Origin of the sequence: Pantoea sp. PNA 03-3 (assembly GCF_003201175.1) — a bacterium.
Classification (GTDB): Bacteria; Pseudomonadota; Gammaproteobacteria; order Enterobacterales; family Enterobacteriaceae; genus Pantoea; species Pantoea stewartii.
Genome location: NZ_QICO01000005.1, coordinates 177822 through 204110, shown reverse-complemented (window position 1 = coordinate 204110; position 26289 = coordinate 177822). Strand labels below are relative to the sequence as shown.

General features: G+C 51.2%; 24 protein-coding genes. 17 read left to right on the top strand and 7 right to left on the bottom strand.

What is annotated here, in order from left to right:
- Positions 1 to 259: 259 nt before the first annotated feature.
- Together C7433_RS23565 and C7433_RS15715 are read left to right on the top strand one after the other, a co-directional pair.
- On the top strand, positions 260 to 943 hold the full coding sequence (locus C7433_RS23565) for a hypothetical protein (protein WP_146212565.1): 684 nt from the start codon (positions 260 to 262) through the stop codon (positions 941 to 943).
- 976 nt (positions 944 to 1919) lie between these two features.
- Positions 1920 to 2114, top strand: coding sequence for a hypothetical protein (locus C7433_RS15715; protein ID WP_072021715.1), 195 nt, complete (start codon positions 1920 to 1922; stop codon positions 2112 to 2114).
- Positions 2115 to 2194: 80 nt separating this feature from the next.
- Here C7433_RS15715 and C7433_RS15710 read toward each other — a convergent pair whose 3' ends face one another.
- The 4 genes from C7433_RS15710 to C7433_RS15695 all read right to left on the bottom strand — a co-directional run bounded on the left by C7433_RS15710 (position 2195) and on the right by C7433_RS15695 (position 3807).
- Positions 2195 to 2449, bottom strand: a complete 255-nt coding sequence (locus tag C7433_RS15710; protein ID WP_033742340.1) for a biofilm/acid-resistance regulator YmgB/AriR — start codon at positions 2447 to 2449, stop codon at positions 2195 to 2197.
- A 142-nt stretch (positions 2450 to 2591) separates the two neighbouring features.
- Positions 2592 to 2879: a hypothetical protein gene (locus tag C7433_RS15705; RefSeq protein ID WP_033742341.1), complete on the bottom strand. Its 288-nt coding sequence runs from the start codon at positions 2877 to 2879 to the stop codon at positions 2592 to 2594.
- A 164-nt stretch (positions 2880 to 3043) separates the two neighbouring features.
- Positions 3044 to 3289 carry a regulatory protein YcgZ gene (gene ycgZ, locus C7433_RS15700; RefSeq protein ID WP_033742343.1) on the bottom strand — a complete coding sequence of 82 codons (246 nt, stop codon included), beginning with the start codon at positions 3287 to 3289 and terminating at the stop codon, positions 3044 to 3046.
- A gap of 227 nt (positions 3290 to 3516) precedes the next feature.
- Positions 3517 to 3807 (bottom strand): hypothetical protein, encoded by a 291-nt coding sequence (locus tag C7433_RS15695; RefSeq protein WP_039339632.1) that lies wholly within the window; start codon positions 3805 to 3807, stop codon positions 3517 to 3519.
- Between the two features lie 370 nt (positions 3808 to 4177).
- Between C7433_RS15695 and C7433_RS15690 the strand changes: the two genes are divergently transcribed.
- From C7433_RS15690 to C7433_RS15650, 9 genes are all read left to right on the top strand, one after another.
- A complete protein-coding gene (locus tag C7433_RS15690) occupies positions 4178 to 5035 on the top strand; it encodes a metal ABC transporter substrate-binding protein (RefSeq protein WP_269750711.1) in 858 nt (285 codons plus the stop codon).
- A complete protein-coding gene (locus C7433_RS15685; protein ID WP_054687853.1) occupies positions 5032 to 5850 on the top strand; it encodes a manganese/iron ABC transporter ATP-binding protein in 819 nt (272 codons plus the stop codon). Before C7433_RS15690 ends, C7433_RS15685 begins: the two co-directional genes overlap by 4 nt.
- Positions 5847 to 6695 carry an iron/manganese ABC transporter permease subunit SitC gene (gene sitC, locus C7433_RS15680; protein ID WP_110268513.1) on the top strand — a complete coding sequence of 283 codons (849 nt, stop codon included), beginning with the start codon at positions 5847 to 5849 and terminating at the stop codon, positions 6693 to 6695. Before C7433_RS15685 ends, sitC begins: the two co-directional genes overlap by 4 nt.
- A gap of 2 nt (positions 6696 to 6697) precedes the next feature.
- Positions 6698 to 7519, top strand: a complete 822-nt coding sequence (locus tag C7433_RS15675; protein ID WP_033742614.1) for a metal ABC transporter permease — start codon at positions 6698 to 6700, stop codon at positions 7517 to 7519.
- A gap of 223 nt (positions 7520 to 7742) precedes the next feature.
- Positions 7743 to 8231 (top strand): (2Fe-2S)-binding protein, encoded by a 489-nt coding sequence (locus C7433_RS15670; protein WP_033742349.1) that lies wholly within the window; start codon positions 7743 to 7745, stop codon positions 8229 to 8231.
- Positions 8228 to 9220 carry a xanthine dehydrogenase family protein subunit M gene (locus C7433_RS15665; RefSeq protein ID WP_110268512.1) on the top strand — a complete coding sequence of 331 codons (993 nt, stop codon included), beginning with the start codon at positions 8228 to 8230 and terminating at the stop codon, positions 9218 to 9220. Before C7433_RS15670 ends, C7433_RS15665 begins: the two co-directional genes overlap by 4 nt.
- Positions 9217 to 11556, top strand: coding sequence for a xanthine dehydrogenase family protein molybdopterin-binding subunit (locus tag C7433_RS15660; RefSeq protein ID WP_110268511.1), 2340 nt, complete (start codon positions 9217 to 9219; stop codon positions 11554 to 11556). The genes C7433_RS15665 and C7433_RS15660 overlap by 4 nt, the downstream gene beginning before the upstream one ends.
- A 22-nt stretch (positions 11557 to 11578) precedes the next feature.
- On the top strand, positions 11579 to 12148 hold the full coding sequence (locus tag C7433_RS15655; RefSeq protein WP_110268510.1) for an NTP transferase domain-containing protein: 570 nt from the start codon (positions 11579 to 11581) through the stop codon (positions 12146 to 12148).
- Complete coding sequence (locus C7433_RS15650; protein WP_110268509.1) at positions 12145 to 13116, top strand: XdhC family protein; 972 nt, start codon at positions 12145 to 12147, stop codon at positions 13114 to 13116. The genes C7433_RS15655 and C7433_RS15650 overlap by 4 nt, the downstream gene beginning before the upstream one ends.
- A 48-nt stretch (positions 13117 to 13164) precedes the next feature.
- On the opposite strand, the gene C7433_RS15645 is transcribed toward C7433_RS15650, so the two are convergent.
- Positions 13165 to 14298, bottom strand: a complete 1134-nt coding sequence (locus C7433_RS15645) for an ABC transporter substrate-binding protein (RefSeq protein WP_233255792.1) — start codon at positions 14296 to 14298, stop codon at positions 13165 to 13167.
- Positions 14285 to 16414: a TonB-dependent siderophore receptor gene (locus tag C7433_RS15640; RefSeq protein ID WP_110268508.1), complete on the bottom strand. Its 2130-nt coding sequence runs from the start codon at positions 16412 to 16414 to the stop codon at positions 14285 to 14287. The genes C7433_RS15645 and C7433_RS15640 overlap by 14 nt, the downstream gene beginning before the upstream one ends.
- A 490-nt stretch (positions 16415 to 16904) precedes the next feature.
- Here C7433_RS15640 and C7433_RS15635 point away from each other — a divergent pair, with 490 nt between their 5' ends.
- The 5 genes from C7433_RS15635 to C7433_RS15615 all read left to right on the top strand — a co-directional run bounded on the left by C7433_RS15635 (position 16905) and on the right by C7433_RS15615 (position 22582).
- A complete protein-coding gene (locus C7433_RS15635) occupies positions 16905 to 17783 on the top strand; it encodes a MurR/RpiR family transcriptional regulator (protein ID WP_033742361.1) in 879 nt (292 codons plus the stop codon).
- A 296-nt stretch (positions 17784 to 18079) separates the two neighbouring features.
- On the top strand, positions 18080 to 20053 hold the full coding sequence (locus tag C7433_RS15630; RefSeq protein ID WP_110268507.1) for an autotransporter outer membrane beta-barrel domain-containing protein: 1974 nt from the start codon (positions 18080 to 18082) through the stop codon (positions 20051 to 20053).
- 229 nt (positions 20054 to 20282) lie between these two features.
- Complete coding sequence (gene rluF / locus C7433_RS15625) at positions 20283 to 21155, top strand: 23S rRNA pseudouridine(2604) synthase RluF (protein WP_006122011.1); 873 nt, start codon at positions 20283 to 20285, stop codon at positions 21153 to 21155.
- Between the two features lie 8 nt (positions 21156 to 21163).
- Positions 21164 to 21685, top strand: coding sequence for a GrpB family protein (locus C7433_RS15620; RefSeq protein WP_226374660.1), 522 nt, complete (start codon positions 21164 to 21166; stop codon positions 21683 to 21685).
- A 225-nt stretch (positions 21686 to 21910) separates the two neighbouring features.
- Positions 21911 to 22582 carry a hypothetical protein gene (locus C7433_RS15615; RefSeq protein ID WP_033742365.1) on the top strand — a complete coding sequence of 224 codons (672 nt, stop codon included), beginning with the start codon at positions 21911 to 21913 and terminating at the stop codon, positions 22580 to 22582.
- 44 nt (positions 22583 to 22626) lie between these two features.
- On the opposite strand, the gene C7433_RS15610 is transcribed toward C7433_RS15615, so the two are convergent.
- The gene (locus C7433_RS15610) at positions 22627 to 24399 is read right to left on the bottom strand and encodes an EAL domain-containing protein (RefSeq protein ID WP_110268506.1); all 1773 of its coding nucleotides are present in this window, start codon (positions 24397 to 24399) and stop codon (positions 22627 to 22629) included.
- Between the two features lie 668 nt (positions 24400 to 25067).
- Between C7433_RS15610 and C7433_RS15605 the strand changes: the two genes are divergently transcribed.
- On the top strand, positions 25068 to 26261 hold the full coding sequence (locus tag C7433_RS15605; RefSeq protein WP_054634040.1) for a diguanylate phosphodiesterase: 1194 nt from the start codon (positions 25068 to 25070) through the stop codon (positions 26259 to 26261).
- Positions 26262 to 26289: the final 28 nt, after the last annotated feature.

Genomic DNA, 26289 nt, shown 5'->3' with positions numbered 1-26289 from the left:
ATAATCGAATATTCAGACAGGTTGCAAGTCTGACCCTGGTGTAGGCTCGAACAGGTCAGGAAAGGTGTTGAATTGATTATATCAGGTGGTCGATAAAGTGATGCTGCTGGCGTCCCGGATATGAGTAGTGATATTCATAATTTAAATCGTGTTGATTACTGAATATTAAGTTATTCGTGTGGGTCAAATCTCTCATTTTCGGTTGGTTTAATCCTTAATGGGGTTTCTTTTATACTCCTTTTCGTACAGGTGAGTGGACATGAATGAAATTGTAAAAATACAGAGCTCACATCCCTCTGGAAGAAGACTTTGCATAATAGATGACTGTAACTTCTTTTCGTTGGCAGTTAAAGAATTGTCAGGCGCGAAATATGACGATATAGCGCATATCCGTTTGCCTGTCGCCGGTAAGTGCGGTTTATTTCCTGAAATGCATTATGATGCTGTCATAATAAATCTTCACTACAGTATCAGCATACAATTCAGTATCCTTCGTTCACTTCTTCGGAGCTGTGTCAGAGGAAAGTTTAAGGGACCGGTTATCATACTTACTGATATGTCTGCTAACTGTATTCAGGTGCTCCTGCGTTTAGCCGGCCTGCCTTATGTCTCAGGTGATAATTTTTACGCAATACCCTCCAGACTTTCACCTCAGCAGATGAAATGCGCATTACAGGACATCATCACGGGTTCCACTGAGTTAAAACCCGTAACTGCACAAGCATTCAATCTCACCCCTCTGCGTCGGGCTTCTCTCATGGCAATGATTGAAGGCGTTCCGGAAAAGCAGCAGGCGCGCAATCAGAACTGTCAGATTAAATCCGTCTACAACCTTCGCCATGTTGTTATCCAGAACCTGGCAGGCGTATCCCAGCATGCGTTCCTCTGTGGGGCCTTTACGCATCGTTTTTCTCATTACCAGGAAAATATGGCTGCATGCTGAAAGTTAACAAGAAACAAAAAGGTAAAGTCATCCAGCCGCCGGGTATGAGGGATGCATCCCGGGTTTTACCCGCGGAGGTGTGCTGGCAGTAGCCTGGTGGGCCAGGTTTTCAGGGCGACCCGTATCCGTCACAGAAAACTCCTGCGCATTCAGGATAAGTACTCAAAGGGCAGGCGATGCGGTAAGTTACATGCTTACTGGTTGTAAAAAACAATGTGATAGCCGAAGGTTTTATTCAGGTTGCACCGGGTGGTGGAGGTACGCGTTTCATTCAGATTCATGACGATGACATCAGGTTTTCAGCCTCGGGACAGTGTTTTCTCACTGCATGGCTGGGTCGATACACGTGCCAGACTTAAGGAAGATCATGCGTTTTTGTCAGCGCTGGGCCGTTTTTTCCTGCTCGGGGGCAAAAAGACAGAGAATGAATTTTCCGGTTTCTGAAATTTTTCTGAGTGGCTACCTGACAGCTTCCAGCGTTGTTTTTCTGTGTTTGCCATATCAGGTAAAACAACTGATATTCGCTCTATGATTGGCCGATTTATTTCATCGGGTAGTCGGCGTCTGCCAGGTAAATATCATCGCCAGTCGTTAGTAATCGCAACAGGCGGCAATCGCTTGACGCAGACTAAAAAAGAGTTGAAGTCGTATTTTATCGGGTGGCGTTATCTGAAAAGCCGCTCTGATTTTTATGATACATCCGCAATATCGGTCAACATATAAAGTAAGGATTGTTAAATTTTCTTCACGTTTTGCTCTTTCAGGAAATATAAATTTACTTTTTATCGTATTTCGTCAATTTATCCTGTACCACGAATCTCGCTATTTACGCACGCTTAGTAATAAATAATTCAGAATAAAATCAAGAGCATAACTTAATGTCACCGCTCCGCTTACGATAAATTTCCATTATCTTCTTTGTTTTTAAGATGATAAAGATGTTAGTCTGTATATACATACACCAGTTGGAGGTTATGTGAATAACCATGAAGACAACGATATTCGTGCGTTGATTGGAGAGGTGGTGAGTGAGCTTTTGAAGATGGGGGAGCCCGTTCAGTTTCATCAGATCACGGATGCACTGTTTCGAATGGGCGAGGATAGCCGGGACAAAAGAGTCAAACATCTGTGCAAGCGCGCCATTCATTTTTTTATGCGTAAAATGCATTAGCCTTATCCTGCAATACAAAGGTGTTGCAGGATAAAGAGGGCGGCCAGGAAATATCGTTGTTTTATTTCCTGGTGATAATATCAAATGCCCGCGTCGTCCGGGGTACGGCCTACTACGATTTCCAGCGTATTGCGTAACAGTTCAATCTGAGATGCATCGTCAGTGCACTCCAGTTCAGCAATTAAGTACAGAATAATGGCTTTATTCGTCACCCGCTTCTTATCGCTGACAATGTTTCTGATCACCCGACCAAGCAATTCAGTTTCTTTGGCGAGGTGATCGCCCTCACTGCGGAAAAATTCGATGATGGCTAAATCTGATGTGCTCTGTTGCATAGTCTCAATTCTCTAAGAAAATTGTCAGTTGAATAGCAGGAAGTCAGCCGACAGTATTATTATTTATCAGGGTTAATCAGGTAACTTACCTGTCTGCAATCACACCGCATCATCGCCGAATGACCAGCCACAAACATTAAGCTCAGTGCTTTTTAGAACCTTCAGGCGGACCATCATTGTTTAAACGGTGCTTATCACGTTCGGAAAGATCCACTCTTCGACGACTGTTTGCAGAAGCCATTCCTTTTTGCACTTCAACGATGGCAACTTTAATCGCACGCAGTCGTGTTGCATCTTCCGTTTCGCCCGCCATCACCTCAAGCTGGGCAATTAATGCATTGCTGGAAATCGGACTTTCGGACTTGAGTAAGGTCAGCACGGCCTCACCTATCATCACATCCGTTATTTTTTCTTCTTCACTTCTGTACATACTGGCTTCTCTGATTACGAATGTGTGGCCATAGTCCGGTCACGATGACGGGGACAGCTAACCTTCCCGCGTCAGCTGTGGACAGTACACTCCCTGTGACTAAACGCAGTACTGTCCGATCAGAATTTACTTTAAAAACGAATTAACGATTAATGCAAAATTTATCAGCCTTCACGGCTAAACAGCAAACCAATCAGGGCCTGATAATGCTGCTGTTGTTCTGATGAAGCGCACCCATCAAGACGATGGAGAAGTTTACTGCAGATAGCTTTACGAGAGAGCGTTTGACCAGCGCGCAGGAGTTCCACAACAATTTCGCCCAATGTTTCCTGCTGAGAGGGCTGGCTGGCCTGGTTAAAATAACGGGCAATGTCGCTGGTATTATCCGGTGCATGTCCGTTCTGACGCATGCTCATATCCTCAAGTGGTTAAAATATACTTCGCCGCTAAGCGAAAGTTATACATGTTTTAAAAACTTGTACAGAATTTTGATGATCTTGAAGGAATATTTTTGTGCAAAAAGTGCTAATTGAGATAAAACAGAGGGTTATAGAGGTTGGCGTTTAAACTTTTTTAACAATTATGGCGTACGGTTCAGCTTGTTTCCCACCAACAGGGATGAAAAACAAGCTTATTACTATTTAAAGAAAATATCATCATAGTCATTGTCAGAAGACGCTGAAAAAGGGTGCTTGCGTGCAGACCAGCCTGTGCCGGGAGACGAGCGTGCACCGATTTTTCTGAATCCCATGAGCCACTTTGTTGCATCGGCCAGTTGCAGAAGTCGTTTTTCATCAACTTCAGATTCTTTCATTACCCTGAGCTCATCCACCAGGGACTCAACACTTACGTCCTGATTAATTGCTATCAGGTTCAGAGCGGCCTCGCCAATGATAGTGTTAGTCAGATACTGTTGTGAAAGTAGCAAAATAACCTCCTTTGGCATGTGTTCCACATTCGTAATTTTAGCAAAGAATACAATCCGCCTTACCGTACAGCGCTGTTTGTACGCTTACACGAACTCACTGCACCTGTTTAGACAGAAAATCTGCATTAGCTGGAGAGGGGTGGATCTATTTTTTACTCTTTAAAATAACGAATTACATACCTCCTGTCAGAAAAAATGAAACTTCCATTCATTTCATTAAAAAACTTCACAAAGTGTTTCTGTCCCTGATTTATAGCTTGTGCTATACAAGTTAGCACAAGCTATATTTGCGCATTAAGCTGAGGACAGCACGATGAACAGGTTTAAAAGGTATTGGATAACCGCGCTGAGTGTCATGCTCGGTGTTGCAATGACAACAAACAGCCATGCCGCTGAAAAATTTAAAGTTGTAACGACATTTACCGTTATTGCCGATATGGCAAAAAATGTCGCGGGGGAGGCGGCTGAAGTAACATCCATCACTAAGCCCGGAGCCGAAATTCATGATTATCAGCCGACGCCCGGAGACATAAAGCGGGCTCAGGGGGCGCAACTGGTGATGGCTAACGGCCTGAATCTTGAGCTATGGTTCCAGCGCTTTTATCAGCACCTGAAAGGCGTACCTGACGTTGTCGTTTCTGCCGGAATCGAGCCCATGGGGATAGGGGAGGGGCCTTACAATGGCAAACCCAATCCTCATGCGTGGATGTCGCCCGATAATGCACTTATCTATGTCGACAATATTCGTGACGCGCTGAGTAAATATGATCCGACCAATGCCCAGATCTATGCACAGAACGCCGCTGCCTATAAGCAGAAAATCATCGCATCGCTTGAGCCTTTCCGAAAACAAATCGCCGACATCCCTGAGAACAAACGCTGGCTCGTGACCAGCGAGGGGGCATTTTCCTACCTTGCGCGCGATTTGGGGCTTAAAGAACGTTATCTCTGGCCTGTCAATGCCGATCAGCAGGGGACGCCTCAACAGGTACGCCAGGTTATTGACCAGATGAAGAAACATGCCATTCCCGTTATTTTCAGTGAAAGCACCGTATCGGATAAACCGGCTCGTCAGGTAGCACGTGAAACACAGGCGCACTATGGCGGCGTTCTGTATGTCGATTCTCTCAGTACCGCCAGTGGACCCGTACCAACGTATCTGGACTTACTTAAGGTCACCACTCAGACATTGGTGAAAGGCATTAATGATGGGATGAAAAAACAATGACGCCGACAATTGATGTTTCTGACCTCTCGGTAATCTACCGCAATGGCCATATTGCCCTCGACAAGGCCAGTTTTTGCGTGCCAGCCGGTTCCATTGCCGCATTGCTTGGCGTCAATGGCTCGGGGAAATCAACGCTTTTTAAAGCGCTGATGGGGTTTGTTCCTGTCCGTGCAGGTACGGTCAGTATCCTCGGTATGACAACGCGACAGGCCTTACGCCGTAGTCTGGTGGCTTATGTGCCGCAGGCAGAAGAGGTCGACTGGTCTTTTCCTGTCCGGGTTGAGGATGTTGTCATGATGGGGCGTTATGGTCATATGGGTCTGATGCGCAGGCCCAGACAACAGGATCGTGACAAAGTCATGGCCGCGCTCGGACGGGTAGATATGCTCGAATACCGGGAGCGGCAAATCGGCGAGCTCTCAGGTGGTCAGAAAAAACGTGTCTTTCTCGCCCGGGCCATTGCTCAGCAGGGAGAGGTAATTTTACTGGACGAACCTTTTACAGGCGTCGATGTAAAAACCGAAGCCAAAATCATTAGTCTGTTGCGTGAACTGCGCGATGAAGGGAAAACCCTGCTGGTCTCAACGCACAACCTCAGTTCGGTGATGGCGTTTTGCGATTACACCGTGATGGTCAAAGGTACCGTTCTGGCCAGCGGGCCGACGCGCACCACCTTTACACAGGCAAATCTCGAACGGGCATTTAGCGGTGTACTTCGCCATGTGATGGTTGAGGGTGAACTACGTGAGGTCATGGATGATAAGCCTCTTTTACCCGCATCGCCTGACAGGCGTTCAGTACGAGGTCAGCCATGACGCTATTATTTGAACCCTTCAGTTATCGATATATGTTGAACGCCATGTGGATTGCCGCAATGGTGGGTGGATTGTGTGCCTTTCTTTCATGCTACCTGATGCTAAAAGGCTGGTCGCTTATCGGCGATGCGCTGTCGCACGCTATCGTGCCGGGCGTGGCAGGCGCGTACATGCTGGGGCTTCCGTTTGCCTTTGGTGCATTCCTGTCGGGGGGATTAGCGGCGGGGAGCATGCTAGTCCTGAATCAGCGTACACGTTTAAAAGAAGATGCCATTATTGGTCTGGTATTTTCTTCGTTTTTTGGGTTAGGGCTGTTTATGGTTTCACTGAATCCCCTGTCGGTGAATATTCAAACCATCATACTGGGCAATATTCTGGCTATCGCCCCCGCGGATATTGTTCAGTTGGCCGTTATCGGGATCACGTCTGCCACGATTTTATTTTTCAAGTGGAAAGATTTAATGGTGACTTTCTTCGATGAGAACCATGCTCGCGCCGTGGGGTTACAGCCGGGACGGCTCAAGATACTGTTTTTCACCTTACTTGCAGTTTCAACCGTAGCGGCATTACAAACGGTTGGGGCTTTTTTAGTCATCAGTCTGGTGGTAACACCGGGCGCAACCGCATGGCTGCTGACCGATCGCTTTCCACGTTTACTGGCTATTGCTGTCGCCATCGGCAGCCTGACCAGCTTTGCGGGTGCCTGGGCAAGTTATTATCTCGATGGTGCGACAGGAGGAATCATTGTGGTGGCCCAGACGTTGCTGTTTCTGCTGGCTTTTGTGTTTGCACCTAAGCACGGTTTACTCGCGAACCATCGGCGTCGCCGGATGCAGGAGATATGATGATGTGGCTGGAACCTTTTCAGTTTGGTTTTATGAACCACGCCCTGTTAATTGCCTGTATCGTTGCTATTCCCTGTGCGCTGTTGTCTGTCTTTCTGGTTCTGAAAGGGTGGGCGCTGATGGGGGATGCCATGAGCCATGCCGTGTTTCCCGGTGTTGTGCTGGCATGGATGCTGTCATTACCGCTTGCCACAGGCGCTTTCAGCGCGGGTTTTTTCTGCGCGATTGCCAGCGGCTATCTTAAAGATAACAGCAGAATCAAACAGGATACGGTACTGGGGATTGTTTTTTCGGGCATGTTTGCCACCGGCCTGATTATGTTTGTTGCGTTAAAACCCGCGATTCATCTCGACCATATTCTCTTTGGCGATATGCTGGGAATCAGCCGTGATGACATTATTCAGACAGGGGCGATGGCTGCGACAGTGGTAATACTTGTTATCCTGAAATGGCGTGACCTGATGGTATTCAGTTTCGATGTCCAGCAGGCGCGGGCTTGTGGCCTGGCGGTGCGCTGGCTGCATTATGGCTTGTTAGCCATGGTTTCTCTGACGATTGTGGCGACGTTAAAAGCGGTGGGCATCATTCTTTCCATTTCTTTGTTGATTGCGCCCGGCGCGATTGCTGTCTTACTGACACGTCGTTTTTCACATGCGTTGATTCTGGCCGCTCTCATTTCCGTAATGGTATCGCTCAGCGGTGTATATTTGTCATTTTTTATCGACAGTGCCCCAGCACCGACCATCGTTGTCTTATTCGCTTTCGTTTTTATGATCAGTTTGTTGATCGCGCACGTTAAAGGCCCACGTTTACCTGCCCATTAATCTTCGCTGTTTCGCTGACCGTTACCCTTGTCTGGACGGTCAGCGTCAAGCACAGCAGACATTCTTCTTGTTTTTATCTCCGACCCGAAAAATAAGTGCTAAACCTAATGACGGACATACGCATGTAAACATCAGGGTTATCCGCGCTTCACGTTTTTAATTTCGCCCGTTAGCGATAAGCCTCACATCACGTAACCGGCCCTGCAACCATGGGAAACAGATAATGTCAGAAAAAATACCACTCACGATGCAGGTCAATGGTGAGACCCGGCAGTTAACGGTCGATCCTCGCGTCACATTATTAGATGCACTTCGCGATCATCTTGATCTGACCGGCACTAAAAAAGGATGCGATCAGGGCCAGTGCGGCGCCTGTACAGTGCTGGTGAACGGTCAGCGTGTCCTGAGTTGCCTGACGCTGGCTGTTCAGACGCAAGAAAAAGCCGTCACCACGATTGAAGGTCTGGAACAGGCATCGGGTGAGCTGCACCCGGTACAGCGCTGTTTTATTGAACATGACGGTTTTCAGTGCGGCTACTGCACGCCCGGGCAGATTATGTCTGCGGTCGCCTGTATTAAAGAAGGTCATACAGGCTCAGACGACGAGATTCGCGAATACATGAGCGGTAATCTCTGCCGCTGTGGCGCGTATCCTTTTATCATTGATGCGATAAAGCAGGCTGCAGCTGAAATGGCGGAGGACGTACGATGAACGAATTTCGCTGGCAGGTTGCCCGGTCAGTAACGGATGCAGCAGGCGCTAAACAGCACGCTGACAATCAGCTTATCGCGGGCGGAACGACGCAACTTGATTTGATGAAATGTGGCGTACTGACTCCCTCACTTCTTACCGATATTGCCGGCTTGTCGGATCTGTCAACGCTCGAATTCGGCGACGATAAAATCACCATTGGGACGCTGGTCACCATGAGTGAACTGGCCAGTCATCCTGATTGTGAGGCCCTGGCCCCCGCGCTGTATGGCAGTCTGTGGCAGGCGGCGTCGCCTCAAATCCGCAATATGGCAACCATCGGCGGCAATCTCTGCCAGCGTACCCGTTGCGCCTATTACCGCGATCCTGCCACCTTTTCCGCCTGCAATAAACGCACGCCAGGCTCCGGATGTGCAGCGCTGCACGGCATCAATGCGAGTCACGCTATTCTGGGCGGCAGTGAACAATGTGTGGCGGTCTATCCTGGTGATCTGGCCGTCGCGCTGACGGCCTTTGACGCGACGATTATTGTCCAAAACAGCCATCAGGATACGCGGCGCATTCCGGTTGACGACTTTTTTCTGTTACCCGGCGAGACGCCGCAGCATGAGCACGCCTTACAACCCGATGAAATTATCGTCGCCATCGAGATTCCCCGTTCCTTAGCATTAAAACAGTCCCATTACCTGAAAGTACGCGATCGGACTTCTTACGAATTCGCCAGCGCGAGTGCGGCCGTGGGATTAACACTTGCGCAGGGACGGATAGAGACCGTTCATATCGCGTTAGGTGGTGTCGCAACCAAGCCCTGGCGTGCCCATCATGTGGAGCATGCGTTAACCGGACAACGGTTTGAGGAACAAAGCCTGTATAAGGCCGCAGAATTAATCACTCAGGAAACGCGCGCGCTGGCGCACAACGCTTACAAAATAACGTTAACGCCGCGCGTGATTGCCCGCGCGCTGCTGGCTGCGGGAGAACTGGCATGACAAAAGACAATAATGATCCGACGCTGTCCGATAATGCCGTGCTGTCCGCGGATGAGCAAAGCGTCAATCCTCACCGTCGCGCCGCTGCCAGCCCTTCCGGTCTTGGCACACCGCGAACCCGCGGTGAGGGCAAGGTCAAAGTCACAGGAAAAGCCCGTTATGCTGTAGAGCATAAGCCCGACCGCGTGCTGCATGGCGTCGTCCTGCAATCGACAATTGCCAGTGGCCGCATCTCACATATCGATACGGCCAAAGCGGAACGTGCGACAGGTGTGATTGCCGTTTATACGCATCTTAATTCACTCAGAATCAATAAGCCGACGGCTATCGCTGATGGCGGTGCGGCGCAGACAACCTATACGCCCATTCAGGACGATGTGATTATTCACAATGGTCAGAACATTGGCCTGGTCGTAGCAGAGACATTTGAACAGGCAACTTATGCCGCTTCCCTGGTCGATATCCACTATGAGACGACGCCTGCTCTGATCTCGGCGACGGATGAAGGGGTGGAGCCTAAGCCGACTACAAAGCAGGACATCGATTTAGGTGAGGCTCAGGCCGCCATGGAACATGCAGACGTGCGGATTAATCAGCGTTATACCACGCCACGCGAATATAACATGCCGATGGAGCCCCATGCCTGTATTGCACACTGGGAGCAGGGCCGCATAACCGTCTGGGAACCCAGCCAGTGGGTGGCAGGGGCGCAGGTTGAAATCGCCGAATGGATGGGGATCTCGCCAAAAGATGTTCACGTCATCTCGCCCTATGTAGGTGGAGGTTTTGGCTCTAAGCCGGTGCCTTATACGCACGTAGCGCTGGCCTGCGTGGCCTCGCGCGCGCTTAATCGTCCGGTTCGCGTGTCACTGACGCGGCCACAAACCTTCACGGGTTTAGGGGGGCGTCCTGCCACCTCACAGCAGCTGGAGATGGGAGCGACACGCGACGGGAAAATTCAGTCGGTGATTTTGCGCAGCTTCAGTGAAACGTCACTGATTGATGTCTTCGCTGAAAACTGCAGTAAGGTGACGGGGCGCATGTACGCCATTGAAAATCTCTCGGCGCAGCACCAGGTCAGGCCCATCAATACCGTCACGCCAGGCTGGATGCGCGCACCGGGTGAGAATCCCAGTGCATTCGGGCTTGAGGTGGCGATGGATGAAATGGCTTATGCGCTAAATCTCGATCCGCTGGCCTTTCGCTTACGCAACTGGGCAGATCACGATTATCAGTTGGGGTTGCCCTGGAGTTCACGTCGTCTGAAAGAAGCCTATGAAAAAGGGGCGGAAGCCTTCGGTTGGGATAAACGCATTATGGCGCCTCGTTCGATGCGCGAAGGGCGTGAATTAATTGGCTGGGGCATGGCATCGGGCACGTATCCGGTTAATACCATGCCGGCTGAGGCAAAAATCCTGCTTTCCTCTCAGGGGCAGATTGTTGTGCAGTGCGCGGGAGCTGACATCGGCACCGGGACGTACACGATTCTGGCGCAAACCGCCGCTGATATCTTAGGGGTGGATTCACACTGCATTGAAGTTGAACTGGGCGATACGCAACTGCCACGAGCCGGCGTTGCGGGGGGCTCTCAGCTGGCAGGAAACCTGACGGCTGCGGTTGATGACACCGCCAAAAAAATGCGCGCGCGCTTAGTCACGCTCGCAAGCGAATTAACGGGCTCGCCTCTGAAAGGCATCCCTCCGCATGAACTCAGCCTGGCGAACGGGGCGATTTGTGTTACCGCTAACCCTTCTCAGACTGTTTCTTTTGGTGCACTGGTCAGCCTGACGAACGCATCCGTGCTGTGCGTCGAAGGCGGCACGTTCTCAGCGGATATGTCTGCCGAGGAACGGGACAGTGTGACCGGTAGCCTGGGTGAAATGAGCCGCCCGGAAGACGTCTCCGCACACAGCTGGAGTGCACAGTTTGTCGAAGTGAGAGTGGACGAGGACTTTGGCACCATCCGGATTAAACGTATGGTCGCGGCGTTTGACAGCGGCCGGCTTTATAACCCCAAACTGGCCCGCAGTCAGTGGGTTGGCGGCATGATTATGGGCGTGGGACAGGCCTTGCTTGAGGAAGGCATTATCGATCCGCGCAACGGCAGAGTGCTGAACAACAATCTTGCCGATTATCTGATTCCCGTGAACGCGGATATACCGGCGATTACCACGATTGATGTTGGCCTGCCGGATTATAAAGCGACCCGGATGGGCGGCAAAACGGTGGGTGAACTGGGCATCGTGGGCGTGGCGGCCGCGATCAGTAACGCGGTTTACCATGCTACGGGCAAGCGGGTTCGCGATCTGCCCATCACGCTGGATAAGATTCTGTAAGCATGCGAAGGAACGCGCTGAGATGAAAACGGCCATTGTATTAACGGCGGCAGGGATGGGCCGCCGGTTTCGGCATGCCAGTGGCGAACATAAGCTACTGACGGCGTGGAATGGCAAAGCCGTGCTGAAACATACGCTTGACCAGGCGAGGGCGAGCGGAATGGAGGTGGTCGTGGTATCGCGTCCCGAAGACGTGGCCATTCATTCTCTGCTAGGTGATGCGGTGCGGGTGTTGTGTGCCAGCGCAGGGCTGGGCGAGTCGATAGCGGCGGGCGTCAGCGCGTGCACGGATTATGATGGCGTGATCGTGGCGCTGGGCGATATGCCGTGGCTTACCGCTGCAAGCTACAGGGCGGTAAACAGGGCGTTAACCACGTATCCGCTGGTGCGTCCCTGGGTTGACGACCGTGCTGGTCATCCTGTGGGTTTTTCGGCCGCTTTTTTCCCCGCGCTGCGCCAGCTGACCGGTGATACTGGTGCGCAGCAACTGTTACAACATCATCCTGTACATTACGTGCCACTTCGGGATCGCGGTTGCCTGGAGGATGTTGATTATCCGGATGATTTACGGCGAATGAGGTGCAGCCCATGATGACGTTAGATCAACGAGTGATTGAAACGGCATTAGGCTGGCATCATGCGGGACGGGCCGTCTGGCTGTGCACTGTGTTGCAGACCTGGGGCTCTTCACCGCGCGCACCTGGCACGATGATGGTGATCAGTGACCGTGGGGAAGGATGCGGCTCGCTTTCCGGCGGCTGTATAGAAGAAGACTTTCTGGCACGGCTGGCTGAGGGGCATTACCGCATCCACAGTCAGGTTGTCCGTTATGGTGAAGGTGGAAGGCAAACGCAGGTGCAGTTGCCCTGTGGCGGTAGCCTCGACGTGCTGGTGGAATATTTGGTTGCCGATAACGACAGCGGCCAGATGTTACAAGCGATGCATCAGGCGTTGCGTGGCAAAACACGACTGCTCAAAACGGTCACTGTGAGCAAACGTGCCACCTGGCAAACTATGACGATGACGGCGGCGCTGCCGGTGCTTCGTTATCAGCATCCAGAGGTCGTGTTACCGGTTGGTGCCGTCCCGGAATTGCTGGTGGCAGGTTACTCTACCGTGGCCTTTGAGTGCATCCGGCTGGCACAAATCCTGGGCTTTCATGTTCGGGTATGTGAGCATCGCTCAGAGATGTTAAGTGAGCTGGAAGGTCATTTTACGGGCCAGGATACGATTACGATCGTCCCTCAGCATCCCGCGCGCTGGCTGGAGCTCAACGGTGCACATGCTGCGGTAGCCATCGTCTCATTAACCCACGATCCGCGCATAGATGAGCTAACCATGATGGAAGCGGTCAACACTCATGCGTTTTACATTGGCATTATGGGGTCCGCTAAAAATACGGCCAGGCGCAAGTCGCGTTTACAGACCATTGCAGGGTTGGATAACGATGAGCTCGCACGGATCATTGCGCCTGTTGGTCTGGCTATCGGAAGTAAAACCCCCGCGGAAATCGCGCTGTCTGTCATGGCCGACATCGTACGGGTAAAAAATCACTGTTAAGACGTTGCGTTGTCCGGCGTCACCATTACGCCGCCGGACAATCCGTGATCAGGTATTGGGTGTCAACTGACAGAAATAGGTGCCGGAATACGGAACCGGCAGAAAATCAGTAAACAGCTGGCGCAGCGTTTTTTCAGGATCAATATCGTTAAAGAGCGCGGGATGAAGCGTTTTGGCAAAAAATTCTGCCGCGACAACGTGCCAGGGGCTGAGGTAAAAATTATGCCACAGGGCCGCCGCGTGGCCGTCCTGCAACGCACGCAACGACTTCAGGCCCGTTTGTTGCGCGGTCAGTTGCCGCAGCGAGGCGCGCGTTTCAGCCTGCGTGATGGCAGGGCCAATACGCAAATCGGACGTATCATTACGATCGCCGCTGCCCGTTGCAAAATAGAAGTCCGGATGTGACGCAATCACCGTTTCTTCATTCAACCGGCCGAAAACGCCGGAAACCGTTTTGCTGGCAATGTTTTCGCCGCCGGCAAACGCCAGTATCTCACCAAGGCTGCCGTTTACCGACGTCACACAGCATTCATTTCGACGTCCCAGATGCAACTGCAGAAGTACGGTGGGCTTCTTCCCGCGAAACTGAGCGAGGCGCTGCGCAAGGGTCTGCATATGTTGCTGATAAAACGCATTAAAAGCCGAGGCTCGCTCACCCTGATCGAGCACCTCTCCCAGAATGGCTACGCTGCGGGTCGTATTTTCAAGAAGATGCACCCGCAGGTCGATTTTCACGACCGGGATATGCGCGGATTTCAGGACGCGCTCCAGCCGTTGTCCGGCCTCACTGCTGCGCGCCAGTGCCGGCAAAATTACCACATCGGGTTGTAATGCGATCACCTTTTCAGGGTTGATGTCATTTGATCCCTCCTGACCTAATGACGCGATATGCTGCATTTCAGGAAACTGACGCGCGAAAATATCCCATGTCTGACGATCGTACTTTTTCAGATCCTCGGGCCAGCCGACCAGCCTTTTGAAAGGGTTGCCGGGTTCCAGCAGTGCGTAGGTGTAAAGCATCCGGCTTTCGCCCAGCACAATACGCACAGGATGATCGGGAACGGTGACCTTATCGCCGTTGATATCGGTGATGGTTTTGCCCCAGCCCAGGCTACTGAAGGTCAAAGCCAAAAGCAGGAGCGTTCGTAGCAGGCTGCGTTTACAGGAATCAGAATTCAACACGGGCTTGTACCATCAGGTTGCGGGTTTCACCTTCACGTACGCGCAGGTTTCCGCCGCTCGACGTGTAATAGTGTTTATTAAACAGGTTATTCAGATTCAGTCGTATCTGTGTTTTCTTGCCCAGCAACGCGTTGTTCCAGGCAATAAAGCTGTCCGCTACGACATAATCCGGTAAGGTAAAACTGTTGTCAGGATCGCCAGCACGACTGCCAACATAGCGGGCGCCGCCGCCGACACGAAAATCACCAGGCACGTTGCTGACGATCAGATTATGGCTCAGGTACAGCGCACCGGACTGCTCTGGTGCGTTCTGTAAGCGATTGCCATTATTCGCCGGGTTAATCCGGTCATCGACAATTTCAGCGTTGTCATAGCTGTAACTGGCACTGACATCCCAGTCCTGGACCACTTCACCATTAAGCTCAACCTCAACGCCCTGCGAGCGCGCCTTGTTGATCGGACGGTTAGTACCGTTGATGTTCAGTGTCATCCGCTTTTCATCGATTCTGTACAGCGCCAGCGAGGCGAAGAGGCGCGGAGAAAGTTGCCATTTGCTGCCAACCTCCCAGGTGGTGCCCTGCTCAGGCTTACTGACGTTTCCTTCATCGTCGACATCCGTCGATGGGGTGAACGATTTACTCATGCTGGCATAGAGCGAAACATCCGGTGTAATTTTGTAAATCAGTCCGGTTTGTGGCAGGAAGGTATTTCCCTCATCATTCAGCGTTTCAACGACCGGATTAAATCCTTTTGACGCGCGTTGCTCATAATGTTGATAACGTCCGCCAATGACCGCAATCCAGTCTGGAGTAAGCGAAATACTGTCTTTCAAATAAACCGAACGGCTGTGGATACGGTTAAGGTTGTTAGCATTTGCCGTATTTTCGGTTGTGCTGTCGGTTACCGGTGACAGCAGGTCATAAGTGGGGTTGAGGTAGTTAAAGCGGCGGTCATTTTTGCCCTGATACTGGTGCGCCCGGTACGTCTGGTTCATTTCATAATCCGTACCGAAGACCAGCGCATGCGCCATGCCGAATATCTCCGGATTCCCCAGGACGTCCCATGACAGATATTTGGTTTGCTGATTAAATCCGCGATTGGCATCGGCGCGCCGGGTAACCACGCCGGTAGCAGGATTAATCGCCGTGACCCGAACTTCGTTATTGTCATAACGGCGCTGATTCCAGCCAAGCGTCAGGCGCGTGCTCCAGCTGTCGTTGAACTGCCAGTCGTAATGCGCGTTCAGTGCCTGATTACGTCCCCAGGCATGATTCGCTTTGTCATCCAGTCGCTGTTTGTAACCGACATCGAGTGGTGCGCCATTAATAAAAGCGGTACCGCGATCGTAAGGAATGTCATAACGATAGTCGCTGTAGCTGACCAACAGGCTGGCTTTCTCACCGTACCATTGCAATGACGGTGCGAGCAGAGAATGCGCATCACTGCCAAAATTGCGCCAGTAATCCTGACGCTGCTTCTCTGCGATGAGCCTGAAAGCAAAACCATTACCCAGCGGGCCGGTGACATCGAGCGTACCGGCTCCACCACCTTCACTTGCGTAGCGCCCACTGACGGAAGACTGCCATGAATAGCGTGGTTTTTTGCTGATGACATTGATGATACCGCCCGGATTTTGAATGCCATAGAGCAGAGATGCCGATCCCTTGAGTACCTCAACCCGCTCCGTGGTCGCATCCAGATTTAACCCCTGGCTGCTTCGTATACCATCGCGATATATCGAGCCATCAGAATTGCTACCGAAGCCACGGCGAACGAAACCGTCCTCTGTTCCTGCCAACGTGTTGGCTTCCGCAACACCACTGACGAAGCGCATCGCATCGCTCAGATTGCTGACCTGATAATCATCAAGCTGCTGTTGTGTCACGGTACTGACAGACTGGGCCTCGTCGAGACGCGCCATCGGCATTTTACTGCCAACGCTGCTGGTGGTGGCTGCATAGCCCTCTTCACGGTCAGCATCGCTGGTGACGGTGACGGTATCATCCCCGGTGGCGGCAAGGCTGTTACCGGCCGGAAGCCAGGCGCTGGAACAGATCGCCACTATTAAAGCCTGCTGAAATCTGAGGTTCTTACTCTCGCCTGGACGTGTTTTCATTATATTTTTTCGCTGATCATCAAAAACAAAATAAACGTAAAGGCCACGTTAAACGTGGGGGTTTTTCGCCTTCAGGCGGAGGTTTTTGCGTCCGTCCTGGTAGGCTGTTTTGTAATTGAGAATCATTCAATCATTGAGTAATGTAGTAGTAAATATAAAAACATTTATTTTTACTACATTTCCAGGAGAGTGTATTAACGATGATTTAACTGTTTTTATATTGTTAAGTCATTAATTTTCATGAATTAAAAAACTTATTCTGGCGAAGTGTATCCAGGTGAAGAAGCATAACCTTGCTGTTCGTGAGGGAGAAAAGGCTTGCTGACTACAGCCGGGCGAGACATGCTTAGCGCAGGCGAAGCAAGAACAGTATCGTCGAAGGGGATTACCCTGTCAGGTTCACACATTATCGTTCAGGATTTAACGGGGGCGTGAGAGTGTTTCATCTCATCGGTGTTTTTAACAGTAATCAGCGGGACAGGCTTCCTTGATGCAGGCCAGAAGTCGTACAGATATATTGGGCGAGCGTTTGCGTTCGCGGGAACAGCAACTCTCACCCCGCCTGCTGGCTGTTGCACATTATCTTCACACCAACCGGGAAACGGTTCTGGACAGCACTGCCATGGATATCGCCCGCGCGAACAACACATCGGATGCGACCGTGATTCGCGCCATTCAGGCGCTGGGTTTTTCAGGACTGCGCGATTTGAAAAACGTCCTTCAGGCCTGGTTTGGTCCCGGCCTCTCTTCAGAAGAGAAAATGCTGAGCACCGTCAATGCTATGACGCGGGATGTTTCGTCGTCGATAGACTTCGTATTGCAGGGGCATCTCCATGCGTGTCAGGTACTGGCCTCTGAGCAAAACCGTCAGGCGCTGGCCGAAGCGACGGGGTTACTGAGTGAAGCCCGCCAGGTGGCCGTTTTCGGGATTAACGCCTCGGGTATTCTGGCTGACTACACCGCCCGCCTGTTAAATCGCATCGGTTTGCCGGCCTTCTCACTTAACCGTTCAGGTATTGCGCTGGCGGAACAGATGCTGGCGCTGCAACGGGGCGATGTGCTGATCATGATGGCGCAAAAGTCGGCACATCGCGAAGGAACAACAGTGGTGCGTGAGGCCAAAAGGCTGGGCATTCCGATAATTCTTCTCACCCATGCGACCGACGCCTTCTTTGCCCGGGAAGCGGATGTGGTTATTGACGTGCCACGCGGCGGGGAAAAAGGGCGCATCCCGTTACACGGCACAGTGATGGTTTGCCTTGAAATGTTGATTCTCTCGGTGGCCGCTTCCCTGCCAGATCGTACGACTAAGACCATGAAACGGCTACAGGATTTCTACCGTGGTCTTAAGCCTGCCATAAAAAAATAAATCCTTCGTTCAGATGTCACACGACAAGAGGAGAGTTGAGCCAGTACATGGCTGGCGCAGCTTAACGCTTTCGCTCACCCTGCATCGCCTGGATGTGTTTCCTCAATACCCGGCGTGATCGGGTTTGCAAAAGGGGCTGACACTTTTCGGAATGGCTTAAAAATTTTTCGTTTTTGCGAACTCACGTCAGCTTTCGTCTGGAGCGTTCTTCAATCTGCGGCTATTACTCAGCCGTGATGTTTATTTGCTGTTCTTTTGATTTATCCATCCTTGTTATTTCCTGAACGGAGCTGGTCATGAAGAAAAATCGTGCATGGTTTCCTGTGTCGTTCGTCGCGCTTGCCATCCTGGTAAGCCCACCAGCGGTGATGGCCTGGGACAGTCTTACCGTATTTGGCGACAGCCTGAGTGATACAGGCAACGTCGGCCGTTTTACCTACGATTCTGCCAGTCATCCACTCTATGATGAAATCATCGCCCGTGATGCGGGACTGATGCTGCAGCCGTCCTCTCAGGGCGGGAGTAATTACGCGGCAGGCGGTGCTGTGGCGGTGCCTGCTCTCAATCCGCAGTTTAATACCCAGGATCAGGTTGCCCGCTATCTGTCGTCAACGAATGGCAGGGCCGATTCCAACGGGCTCTATATTCACTGGATCGGCGGGAATGACCTGGCCGCTGCCACGCTCATTCCCAGCCCCTCGCTGGCGCTTTCTCTGGTTGACAACAGCGCCGGTGCGGCCGCCAGCCAGGTCAGCGCGTTACTGAATGCGGGCGCTGGTACGGTGATAGTGCCAACCGTGCCGAATGTCGGTGCGACGCCTGCCCTGATAGAGGGAATACTTCAGGGGGCCGGTTCCGCAGCGGTGGCGGCGGCGTTTCAGTCACTGAACGCGGCGACCACGTTCACTACGGCGGAACGGCAGCAGGCTATCCAGACGGCTTTCGGTCAGGCCGCTGCGCAGCTCTCTGCCATACCGGCGGTTCGTGACCTGATCGCACAACAGCTGTTCGCCACCTGGCAGCAGTTAAGCGATCAGGCGGCTTCTCTGACGGCCCGTTACAATCAGCAGGAAGAAAACGCGCTGGCGGCTGCACAGGGGAATATTGTTCGGGTCGATATTAATGGGCTTTTTAATGAAGTGATCGCCAGTCCGGCGCTTTATGGTCTTACTAACACCGCAGGCATGGCCTGTCCACCGGGCACCTCTTCCGCCGTCTGTACTTCGTCGACAGCGGGTTTCTCATCGCAACAGACTTTTTTGTTTGCCGATCGTCTTCATCCCAGCCCTGCGGTGCATGCCCTGATTGCTGACTACATTCAGTCAATCCTGGATGCACCAGCCCAGGTCGCGGTACTGACGCAGGCACCGCTGACGATGCTGCAGGATGTGCATAACACGCTGGACAGTCATCTCCAGCAGCAGCGCAGGCAACCCGCTGAAGCCGGAGAATTCACCGTGTTTGGCGGTTACGCCGGTCAGCACGCGCGCAACAAAAGTGATGTTTTTAATGATGGCGACACAGATACTGCAAACCTGTCAGCCGGCATGGGTTATCAGCTGACCGACAACCTGCAGGCAGGGGCGTTGCTGTCAACGGCCAGCCAACGACAGCATCCCTCTGAACGTTATGATTACCGGTTGCACGGCAACATGGTGGCACTCTGGAGCCAGCTACAACTGATGGACAGACTGTGGGTCAACGCCGATATCCATTATGCGGATCTGGATTACGACAGCATTGAACGTCAGATAAAACTTGGCCCTGCGGTCCGCACTGAACAGGGCAGCAGTAGTGGAAAGCTGATGGGCACGCGGGTTCAAACCGGTTGGGATTTTCCCTTAAACGAGACGATTACCACGGGGCCTGTTGTCAGCTATTCGCTGGATTATGTGCGGGCCGACGGTTATCAGGAACGCGGCGACAGCAGCAGTGCGATGCGTTTCTCCGATCAAACACGGCATTCACAAACTGGCGCAGTGGGGTGGCGCATTGATACCCAGGGATTAGGAATCAATCCCTGGGCACAGGTCAGTTATAACCATCAGTTTGGCGACACGGATACATCGGTGAGTGCAGGTCTGAAATCGACACGAACGGCTTTCCGACAAAGCCGTTCGAATCAGGATAAAGACTGGGCGGATATAGCTGTAGGAGCCAATGTCCCCATCGGCGACGCGGTTAGCGCTTTTGCCGCTGTGTCGACGGTGGCGGGCGCGCGTGATTATCATGAGGTCACCTGGAACCTTGGCATGAGCGCGCGGTTTTAGTACCTGCCCGGTGCAGAGCTATGGGCGTCGCATCGATCAGGCCCGGGTCAGCGCCATCGAAAAAGGCGCGGGACGAGACTGATGTGTCACGTCGTCTGCCTGCACTTTCAGGTTCAAAACGCAGAGGATATGGCCTGATTTTACTTGCCGATGAAGGGGCCAAAAGTTTAATGCCTTCTGCTTCGCAAGCGAGAGCGGGTAAGGTATAGTGCGCGTTTTTGGAGGAACCATGCTGACGCATTCATCAACACGACTCAATAAATACATCAGTGAGAGCGGAATCTGCTCCCGCCGCGATGCCGATCGCTTTATCGAACAGGGCAACGTTTTTATCAATGGTAAACGCGCAGCCGTTGGTGCCCAGGTTTTTGCTGGCGATGTCGTAAAAGTGAATGGTCAGCTGATTGAGCCTCGTGATGAAGATGATTTGGTGCTGATCGCGCTGAATAAACCCACAGGCATTATCACCACAATGGAAGAGGGCGAACGCGATAACATCAGTGATTTTGTTAATCACAGTAAACGCGTTTTTCCCATCGGTCGTCTCGATAAAGATTCGCAGGGACTTATTTTCCTGACCAATCATGGCGATCTGGTCAATAAAATTTTGCGTGCAGGCAATAACCACGAAAAAGAATATGTCGTCACTGTTGATAAGCCCGTTACCGATGAATTTATTGCCGGTATGGCAGCCGGCGTTCCCATGTTGGGCACGGTAACCAAAAAGTGCAAAGTGAAGAAAGAAGCACCCTACGTGTTTCGTATTACGCTGGTACAGGGGCTTAATCGGCAGATCCGTCGTATGTGCAAACACTTTGGGTATGAAGTCACCAAACTGGAACGCACGCGCATTATGAATGTAAATCTCAAAGGTATTCCTTTGGGTGAATGGCGCGATCTGACGGATGATGAATTAATCGAACTGTTTAAGCTGCTCGAAAATTCCACTTCTGATGACAAATCGGCAAAAAAGACGCCGCAGAAAAAATCTCCTGCAAAAAAACCAGGGAATAGCCAACCTAAATCGGGCGTAAAAGCTGATGATAAGCCCGCTTCACGCAAGCGATTTACGCAGCCGGGTCGCAAGAAAAAAGGGCGCTAAAAAGCGAAATGATAAACGGGCGTCAGATAATCGTGAGTGAGTATTGCCCTGAATGGGCGAATCATTTCTCTGCTGAGGCGGCTGTGTTAGCGGCGAGATTGGGTAAACACCTTGTCGCTATTCATCATATTGGTAGCACTGCGGTGCCAGGATTAGCGGCCAAACCGATCATCGATATTTTGCTGGAAGTGATTACTCATGATTCGTCTGACATTACGTCAGCGTTGTGCGCCTCTGGCTATCAGGCGCGTGGCGAAAACGGTATGCCAGGAAGACGCTATTATACCAAGGGCCTTCAGGGCCGCCGTACGCATCACGTCCATGCTTTTATCCAGGGCAGTCCAGATATCATCCGGCATCTGGCGTTTCGGGATTATTTGCGAAAATATCCAGACATCCGCGACAGCTATGCGGCAGTGAAATACGCCGCGCAACGTGACTGCCGGGGGGAGAGTAACGTTTACTGTGAATTAAAAAATGCGTTTGTTCAGACCCATCAGCAACGCGCACTAGCCCTCTATCCCTTCTGAATTATCTCTCTGAACGCGTCTTTTTTTCCTTTTGCAAAATTTAGCCTTGCCTTGTCTGCACATTCAATGATGCAGCCTGATGCTTATGGCTACAGATGGCATCACAGAACGATAAGTAAGACGGTGCCCAAAAGGAAAGCGCAACGTCGCATAATCAGATGACGGCACCTTTTCAGTAGTAAAATGGCATGGCAGGATACGCTAAATTACAAAGGAGTGGGCCTGATGTTACTGAAAGGTATGAATGATCCGTTGTTCAAAGCGTATCAGCATCCCAAAGCAAGGCTAATGATAAGTCGTTTCAGAGGATTAGCCGGTGACCGGCGGCTTAGCGACTGGCAGGTATTTTGTATTCTGGTCAACGGTTTTACTAACTACTGGTATGTGCATTCAGGCAATTTCACCATCAATGTCACCTTAACCAAGACGCGTCAGTTCGATTTTATGCAGGATTTTTTGCATTTCACGGTGACGCTGGATGGTCTGTTAAGCGACGAGAATTTCCGCTGTCCCGACTTTATTTTGCCCCATTATGATGTGCCTTATGAATTTTGCCGTTGGCGGAGTAAACGTGGCTACGATTCGCAAACCACCTATGTGGGCAAACATGGTGTGAAGTCCCACAAAGGCCTGTTTATTGCAACTCATGATCCGATCAGGGATGAATATCAGATGAAATGGGAAGGCATTATTACGGTTTTTGATAAAGCCTTTTTTAAAATGGGAAACTTCAACACCACCTGCGATTTTTTAATCAACGATATTACCAAGACCATTCATGAGGGCGTGGTGAAACATCTGAGCCTGTATCGCGATCTGTACCATTATCTGTTTCCCTCACCCACAGAAGCGCGTATCCAGGCCCGTGATACGAAACGCCATCTGGCCAGAAAATAAATACCAGCAGGATGGTCCACGAGTACAGAACGGGGAGAAAACGCTTACCCCGGTAACTTCCATTTCAGCCAGGGATCGAGTTCCGTTTCTGTCATGGGTTTAATGTTGAAATATTCATAGGTAGCCTCACTGTTATCTGAGGTGACCACAGAGGCGGGACGATCGCTGTAGGCTAAAACAAGGAGATTGAGCTCTTTAAGCGTCGTAAAAATACTGTGTGCGATAAGTCGGGAAGTAATATTTGCATGGATTTCATTGGCCAGTGTTTTATCCAGTTTTATAACATCAGGCGGCGTCCCGCGCAGATAGCGTATTTTGCGATAGCCTTTCGCGATATATTCCCATGTCATTGTGAATCCCATACGTCTTAGCATTTCCAGGCCCAGCATGGCTGAGGGGCTGTCAATGATATGCTCTTTTTGAACGATTTTGATGACCAGCATTGACACAGGTAAGGTTGCCTTAAGCATTTTTTCCGCCAGCTTTTCTGCAAACGCCCGATCTGTCACATCCCGTTCATGAATACTGATCGTGACAGGTAACTGAATAGGATGATTACGTAGACGTTTAAGCCGGGCAATGGTGCTGTCAATCAGCCAGGTCGTGAGTGTTGTGCCCAGCTCAGTCCCAACGGCCAGTGAAGTAAAGTTATCGGCTGCCAGCTCTCCACGTTGGGGATGATGCCAACGGATCTGCGCTTCGAGGCCAACCGGTTTACCACTGAGCAAGCAAACGTTGGGCTGGAAAACCAGATACAGTCCCTGGTTGCGCCGCAGCGCGTCTGCAAGATCACGCATTAAGGTGAAATCAGCGGGGGAACTCGCGTCTTTAATTCCATCACCAACAGCATCACACAGACGAACGGACGGACCGCTCACGCGTTCCAGCGCATTGACTGCCCGTCTGAGAACGTCCTGGGGGAAGGTCTGGCCGGCGATAAAGTCGATCTGCGCGGTACAGGTCGCCAACGCCATAGTGAGGCCGTCGCCCATATCGGCATGAATTCCGTTTAACCGTTCCTCAACCCATTTTGCGCTAACGTGGCTTTCTGCACGGGTCAAAATCGCAAAGCGGCCAGTCGCGATCGTGTAAATCGACTCACCACTGGCAGGCCGAAGACGTAACCTTAACAGGGTGGCGACATCCTTAAGCAAGGACTCCAGCGACGCCATGCCCAGTGACCGGGACAGGTCGTAGGCGCGTGACATATCAATACAGTCGATAAGCACCAGACGGCGCAGTGCCGTGTCATTCAGCGTGGCAAGATGCAGAATGTCGCGAAAGAGACGTTCCCGATTGGCCATGCCGGTAACAGGTTCGATAAAGGCCGCCGAATGCCAGGCTTCAAGAAAGGCAACAACCAATCCAGCCAGTGACTCTATGATCTGTTTCTGCTGGTGGCTAAAAGTCCGTGGCACCGTATCCGTCAGGCATAGCGTTCCCAGTATCTGTCCATGAGCGTTTTTCAGCGGCGTACCGACATAAAAGCGAATATAAGGGGCATGGACAATCAAAGGGTGATGGGCATAACGCGGATCAAGTCGGGTATCAGGTGCAATGACCGTCGCATCACTTTCGACAACATGCCGGCATAAGGCCTGTTCGCGCGTCGTGTCACTCAGCTCAATATTGTAATTGGCACGCACACTATGCTTATCGTCATTTAAGACAGCGATATAACTTCCATTAATACCAACTAACTGACAGGCCAGACGTAAAAACTTTTTCAGCACCTCATCCCGGCCTCTGTCTGAGAAGCGCAGTGACTGTGTTGTTCTGGTGCGGTGATATTCCTTGTCGCCAGGTTCCTGAGCCATTGCCGCTCCTGCCCATATGCTGAATGATATTGCAAAAAATAATTGTACGTTGATTTTAAAAAATAAAAGCCAATCACTATAAAAGGCGAAAGCAATTAATGCGTTGCGATATTAAACCGTCATGGAATAACCGTTTACGTCCCGGATGAAGGCCGTTTATTTTTTGAGTTAATGCGTATTGATTAATACGGCAGGTGAGGAAAGAACAGAAACCCTGGAGCCTCGGACGAAGATTTTATTTTCGCTTACGCTTTTTTATAAGGCAAATTTCTGGCTGCGATACATTTCCCGACGTGCTCCGTGCGGCATGTCGGGCCGGCTTCAGGTGGATAAATCTGCAAACCCAGAAGCGCGAGTCATCGGCAGGTGGGTTAAAACCTTTTAAAACATAGAGTTAAAAATAAATAAAAGCGCACTCATTCGCAGTTAAGAAAATATCTCTTTTAAAAGAGGTCAGGGCAGCAATCGTTCCCCGCTGAAAAAGTAACGATAATTAATGAGAAGTTGTTCCGGGTTTACCTTGTGTTATTTTGTCTCGCGCGCCATCACCGTTCATCCCTGATGCAATTTAATGTAAATTATTGCGTCAGTCCGCCACCGAGACCTGCATGTTAAAGGAATAACTGATAAGCTGACGACTACAATCACGTTGATGTTGGAGATGCCCTTTGCTGACCACAATAATTTATCGCAGCCATATCTCGGATGACGTTCCTGTTAAGACGCTACCCGGAATGGTGGATGATGCCAGCATACTGAATGCGTCTCATGATGTGACCGGTATTCTGTTGTTCAATGGCACGCACTTTTTCCAGTTACTGGAAGGCCCGGAAGAGGGCGTGCTTGCCATTTATCAGCGCATTTGTGCTGATCGACGTCACCATAACCTGGTCGAGTTGATGCGTGATTATGCGCCCTCGCGTCGGTTCGGTAATGCCGGCATGGAATTGTTTGATTTACGTGAGCATGATCGTTCCACTGTGCTTCAGGCGGTGCTGGATAAAGGCACGTCGAAGTACCAGTTAACTTATGCTGACCGCGCGTTGCAGTTCCTGCGTACCTTTGTAGAGGCGCGTGAGAAAGAGAATTACTTCGAGGTATTGCCCTCCGAATACTGGGAATTCATTCCGGAAAGCACCACTGCCAGCAAGGTGACGCCTTCGGTATCGGGTATTACTTTCCGTCCCGTCGTCGATCCGCTTGCCCGTCAAGTGACGGCGATTGAGGCGATAGCGGACGCACGGCTTCGTCGTACTGAACAGCGCGATTCGTCAAAGCAGTTACATGATGCCGATCTTGACGCGGTGATTACAGCGTTCAGGATGGCCGGGCGGGCCTGCCCGGACGAGATGACGCTGTATGTCAGTCTGCTGCCTATGACGCTGGTTGTCGTACCTGATGCGGTTCAGACCATTGTTGCGGCCATAAATGCTGCAGGACTGGTCCCTGAGCAGGTGGTCATTGGTGTCAGCGAAACGGAAGTTATTTCACGCGTGGAAGCTTTTTCGGTTGCCGTCAGGGAGCTTAAGGCTGCGGGCATCAGTCTGTCCGTCGATAATTTTGGTGCCGGTTCCGCCGGGCTCTCGTTATTGACACATATTCAGCCCGACCGGATTCGCATTGACTCAAGTATCACTTCCGATGTTCACCGCAGTGGTCCGAAACAAGCCGTGGTTCAGGCCATTATAAAATGTTGCTCTGCCTTAGAGATTACGGTCATTGCTGCCGGCATCGTGAAAGCGGAGGAGTGGATGTGGCTGGAAGCAGCGGGCGTGATTAATTTCCAGGGCAGTTTATTTGCTCCTTCAGGTGCGCTTCATTCAGACGCGGTGGCCTGGCCGGAATATCGAAGCGCGATGTAAGGTCCGGTTAATATTATATGTCACGATA

What these genes read in the sequence shown, in the direction of transcription:
- C7433_RS23565 (WP_146212565.1), top strand. Translation starts at nt 260, where the DNA reads ATGAATGAAATTGTAAAAATACAGAGCTCACATCCCTCTGGAAGAAGA.
- C7433_RS15710 (WP_033742340.1), bottom strand. Translation starts at nt 2,449, where the DNA reads ATGCAACAGAGCACATCAGATTTAGCCATCATCGAATTTTTCCGCAGT.
- C7433_RS15705 (WP_033742341.1), bottom strand. Translation starts at nt 2,879, where the DNA reads ATGTACAGAAGTGAAGAAGAAAAAATAACGGATGTGATGATAGGTGAG.
- ycgZ (WP_033742343.1), bottom strand. Translation starts at nt 3,289, where the DNA reads ATGCGTCAGAACGGACATGCACCGGATAATACCAGCGACATTGCCCGT.
- C7433_RS15690 (WP_269750711.1), top strand. Translation starts at nt 4,178, where the DNA reads ATGACAACAAACAGCCATGCCGCTGAAAAATTTAAAGTTGTAACGACA.
- C7433_RS15685 (WP_054687853.1), top strand. Translation starts at nt 5,032, where the DNA reads ATGACGCCGACAATTGATGTTTCTGACCTCTCGGTAATCTACCGCAAT.
- sitC (WP_110268513.1), top strand. Translation starts at nt 5,847, where the DNA reads ATGACGCTATTATTTGAACCCTTCAGTTATCGATATATGTTGAACGCC.
- C7433_RS15675 (WP_033742614.1), top strand. Translation starts at nt 6,698, where the DNA reads ATGTGGCTGGAACCTTTTCAGTTTGGTTTTATGAACCACGCCCTGTTA.
- C7433_RS15670 (WP_033742349.1), top strand. Translation starts at nt 7,743, where the DNA reads ATGTCAGAAAAAATACCACTCACGATGCAGGTCAATGGTGAGACCCGG.
- C7433_RS15665 (WP_110268512.1), top strand. Translation starts at nt 8,228, where the DNA reads ATGAACGAATTTCGCTGGCAGGTTGCCCGGTCAGTAACGGATGCAGCA.
- C7433_RS15660 (WP_110268511.1), top strand. Translation starts at nt 9,217, where the DNA reads ATGACAAAAGACAATAATGATCCGACGCTGTCCGATAATGCCGTGCTG.
- C7433_RS15655 (WP_110268510.1), top strand. Translation starts at nt 11,579, where the DNA reads ATGAAAACGGCCATTGTATTAACGGCGGCAGGGATGGGCCGCCGGTTT.
- C7433_RS15650 (WP_110268509.1), top strand. Translation starts at nt 12,145, where the DNA reads ATGATGACGTTAGATCAACGAGTGATTGAAACGGCATTAGGCTGGCAT.
- C7433_RS15640 (WP_110268508.1), bottom strand. Translation starts at nt 16,414, where the DNA reads ATGAAAACACGTCCAGGCGAGAGTAAGAACCTCAGATTTCAGCAGGCT.
- C7433_RS15635 (WP_033742361.1), top strand. Translation starts at nt 16,905, where the DNA reads ATGCAGGCCAGAAGTCGTACAGATATATTGGGCGAGCGTTTGCGTTCG.
- C7433_RS15630 (WP_110268507.1), top strand. Translation starts at nt 18,080, where the DNA reads ATGAAGAAAAATCGTGCATGGTTTCCTGTGTCGTTCGTCGCGCTTGCC.
- rluF (WP_006122011.1), top strand. Translation starts at nt 20,283, where the DNA reads ATGCTGACGCATTCATCAACACGACTCAATAAATACATCAGTGAGAGC.
- C7433_RS15620 (WP_226374660.1), top strand. Translation starts at nt 21,164, where the DNA reads ATGATAAACGGGCGTCAGATAATCGTGAGTGAGTATTGCCCTGAATGG.
- C7433_RS15615 (WP_033742365.1), top strand. Translation starts at nt 21,911, where the DNA reads ATGTTACTGAAAGGTATGAATGATCCGTTGTTCAAAGCGTATCAGCAT.
- C7433_RS15610 (WP_110268506.1), bottom strand. Translation starts at nt 24,399, where the DNA reads ATGGCTCAGGAACCTGGCGACAAGGAATATCACCGCACCAGAACAACA.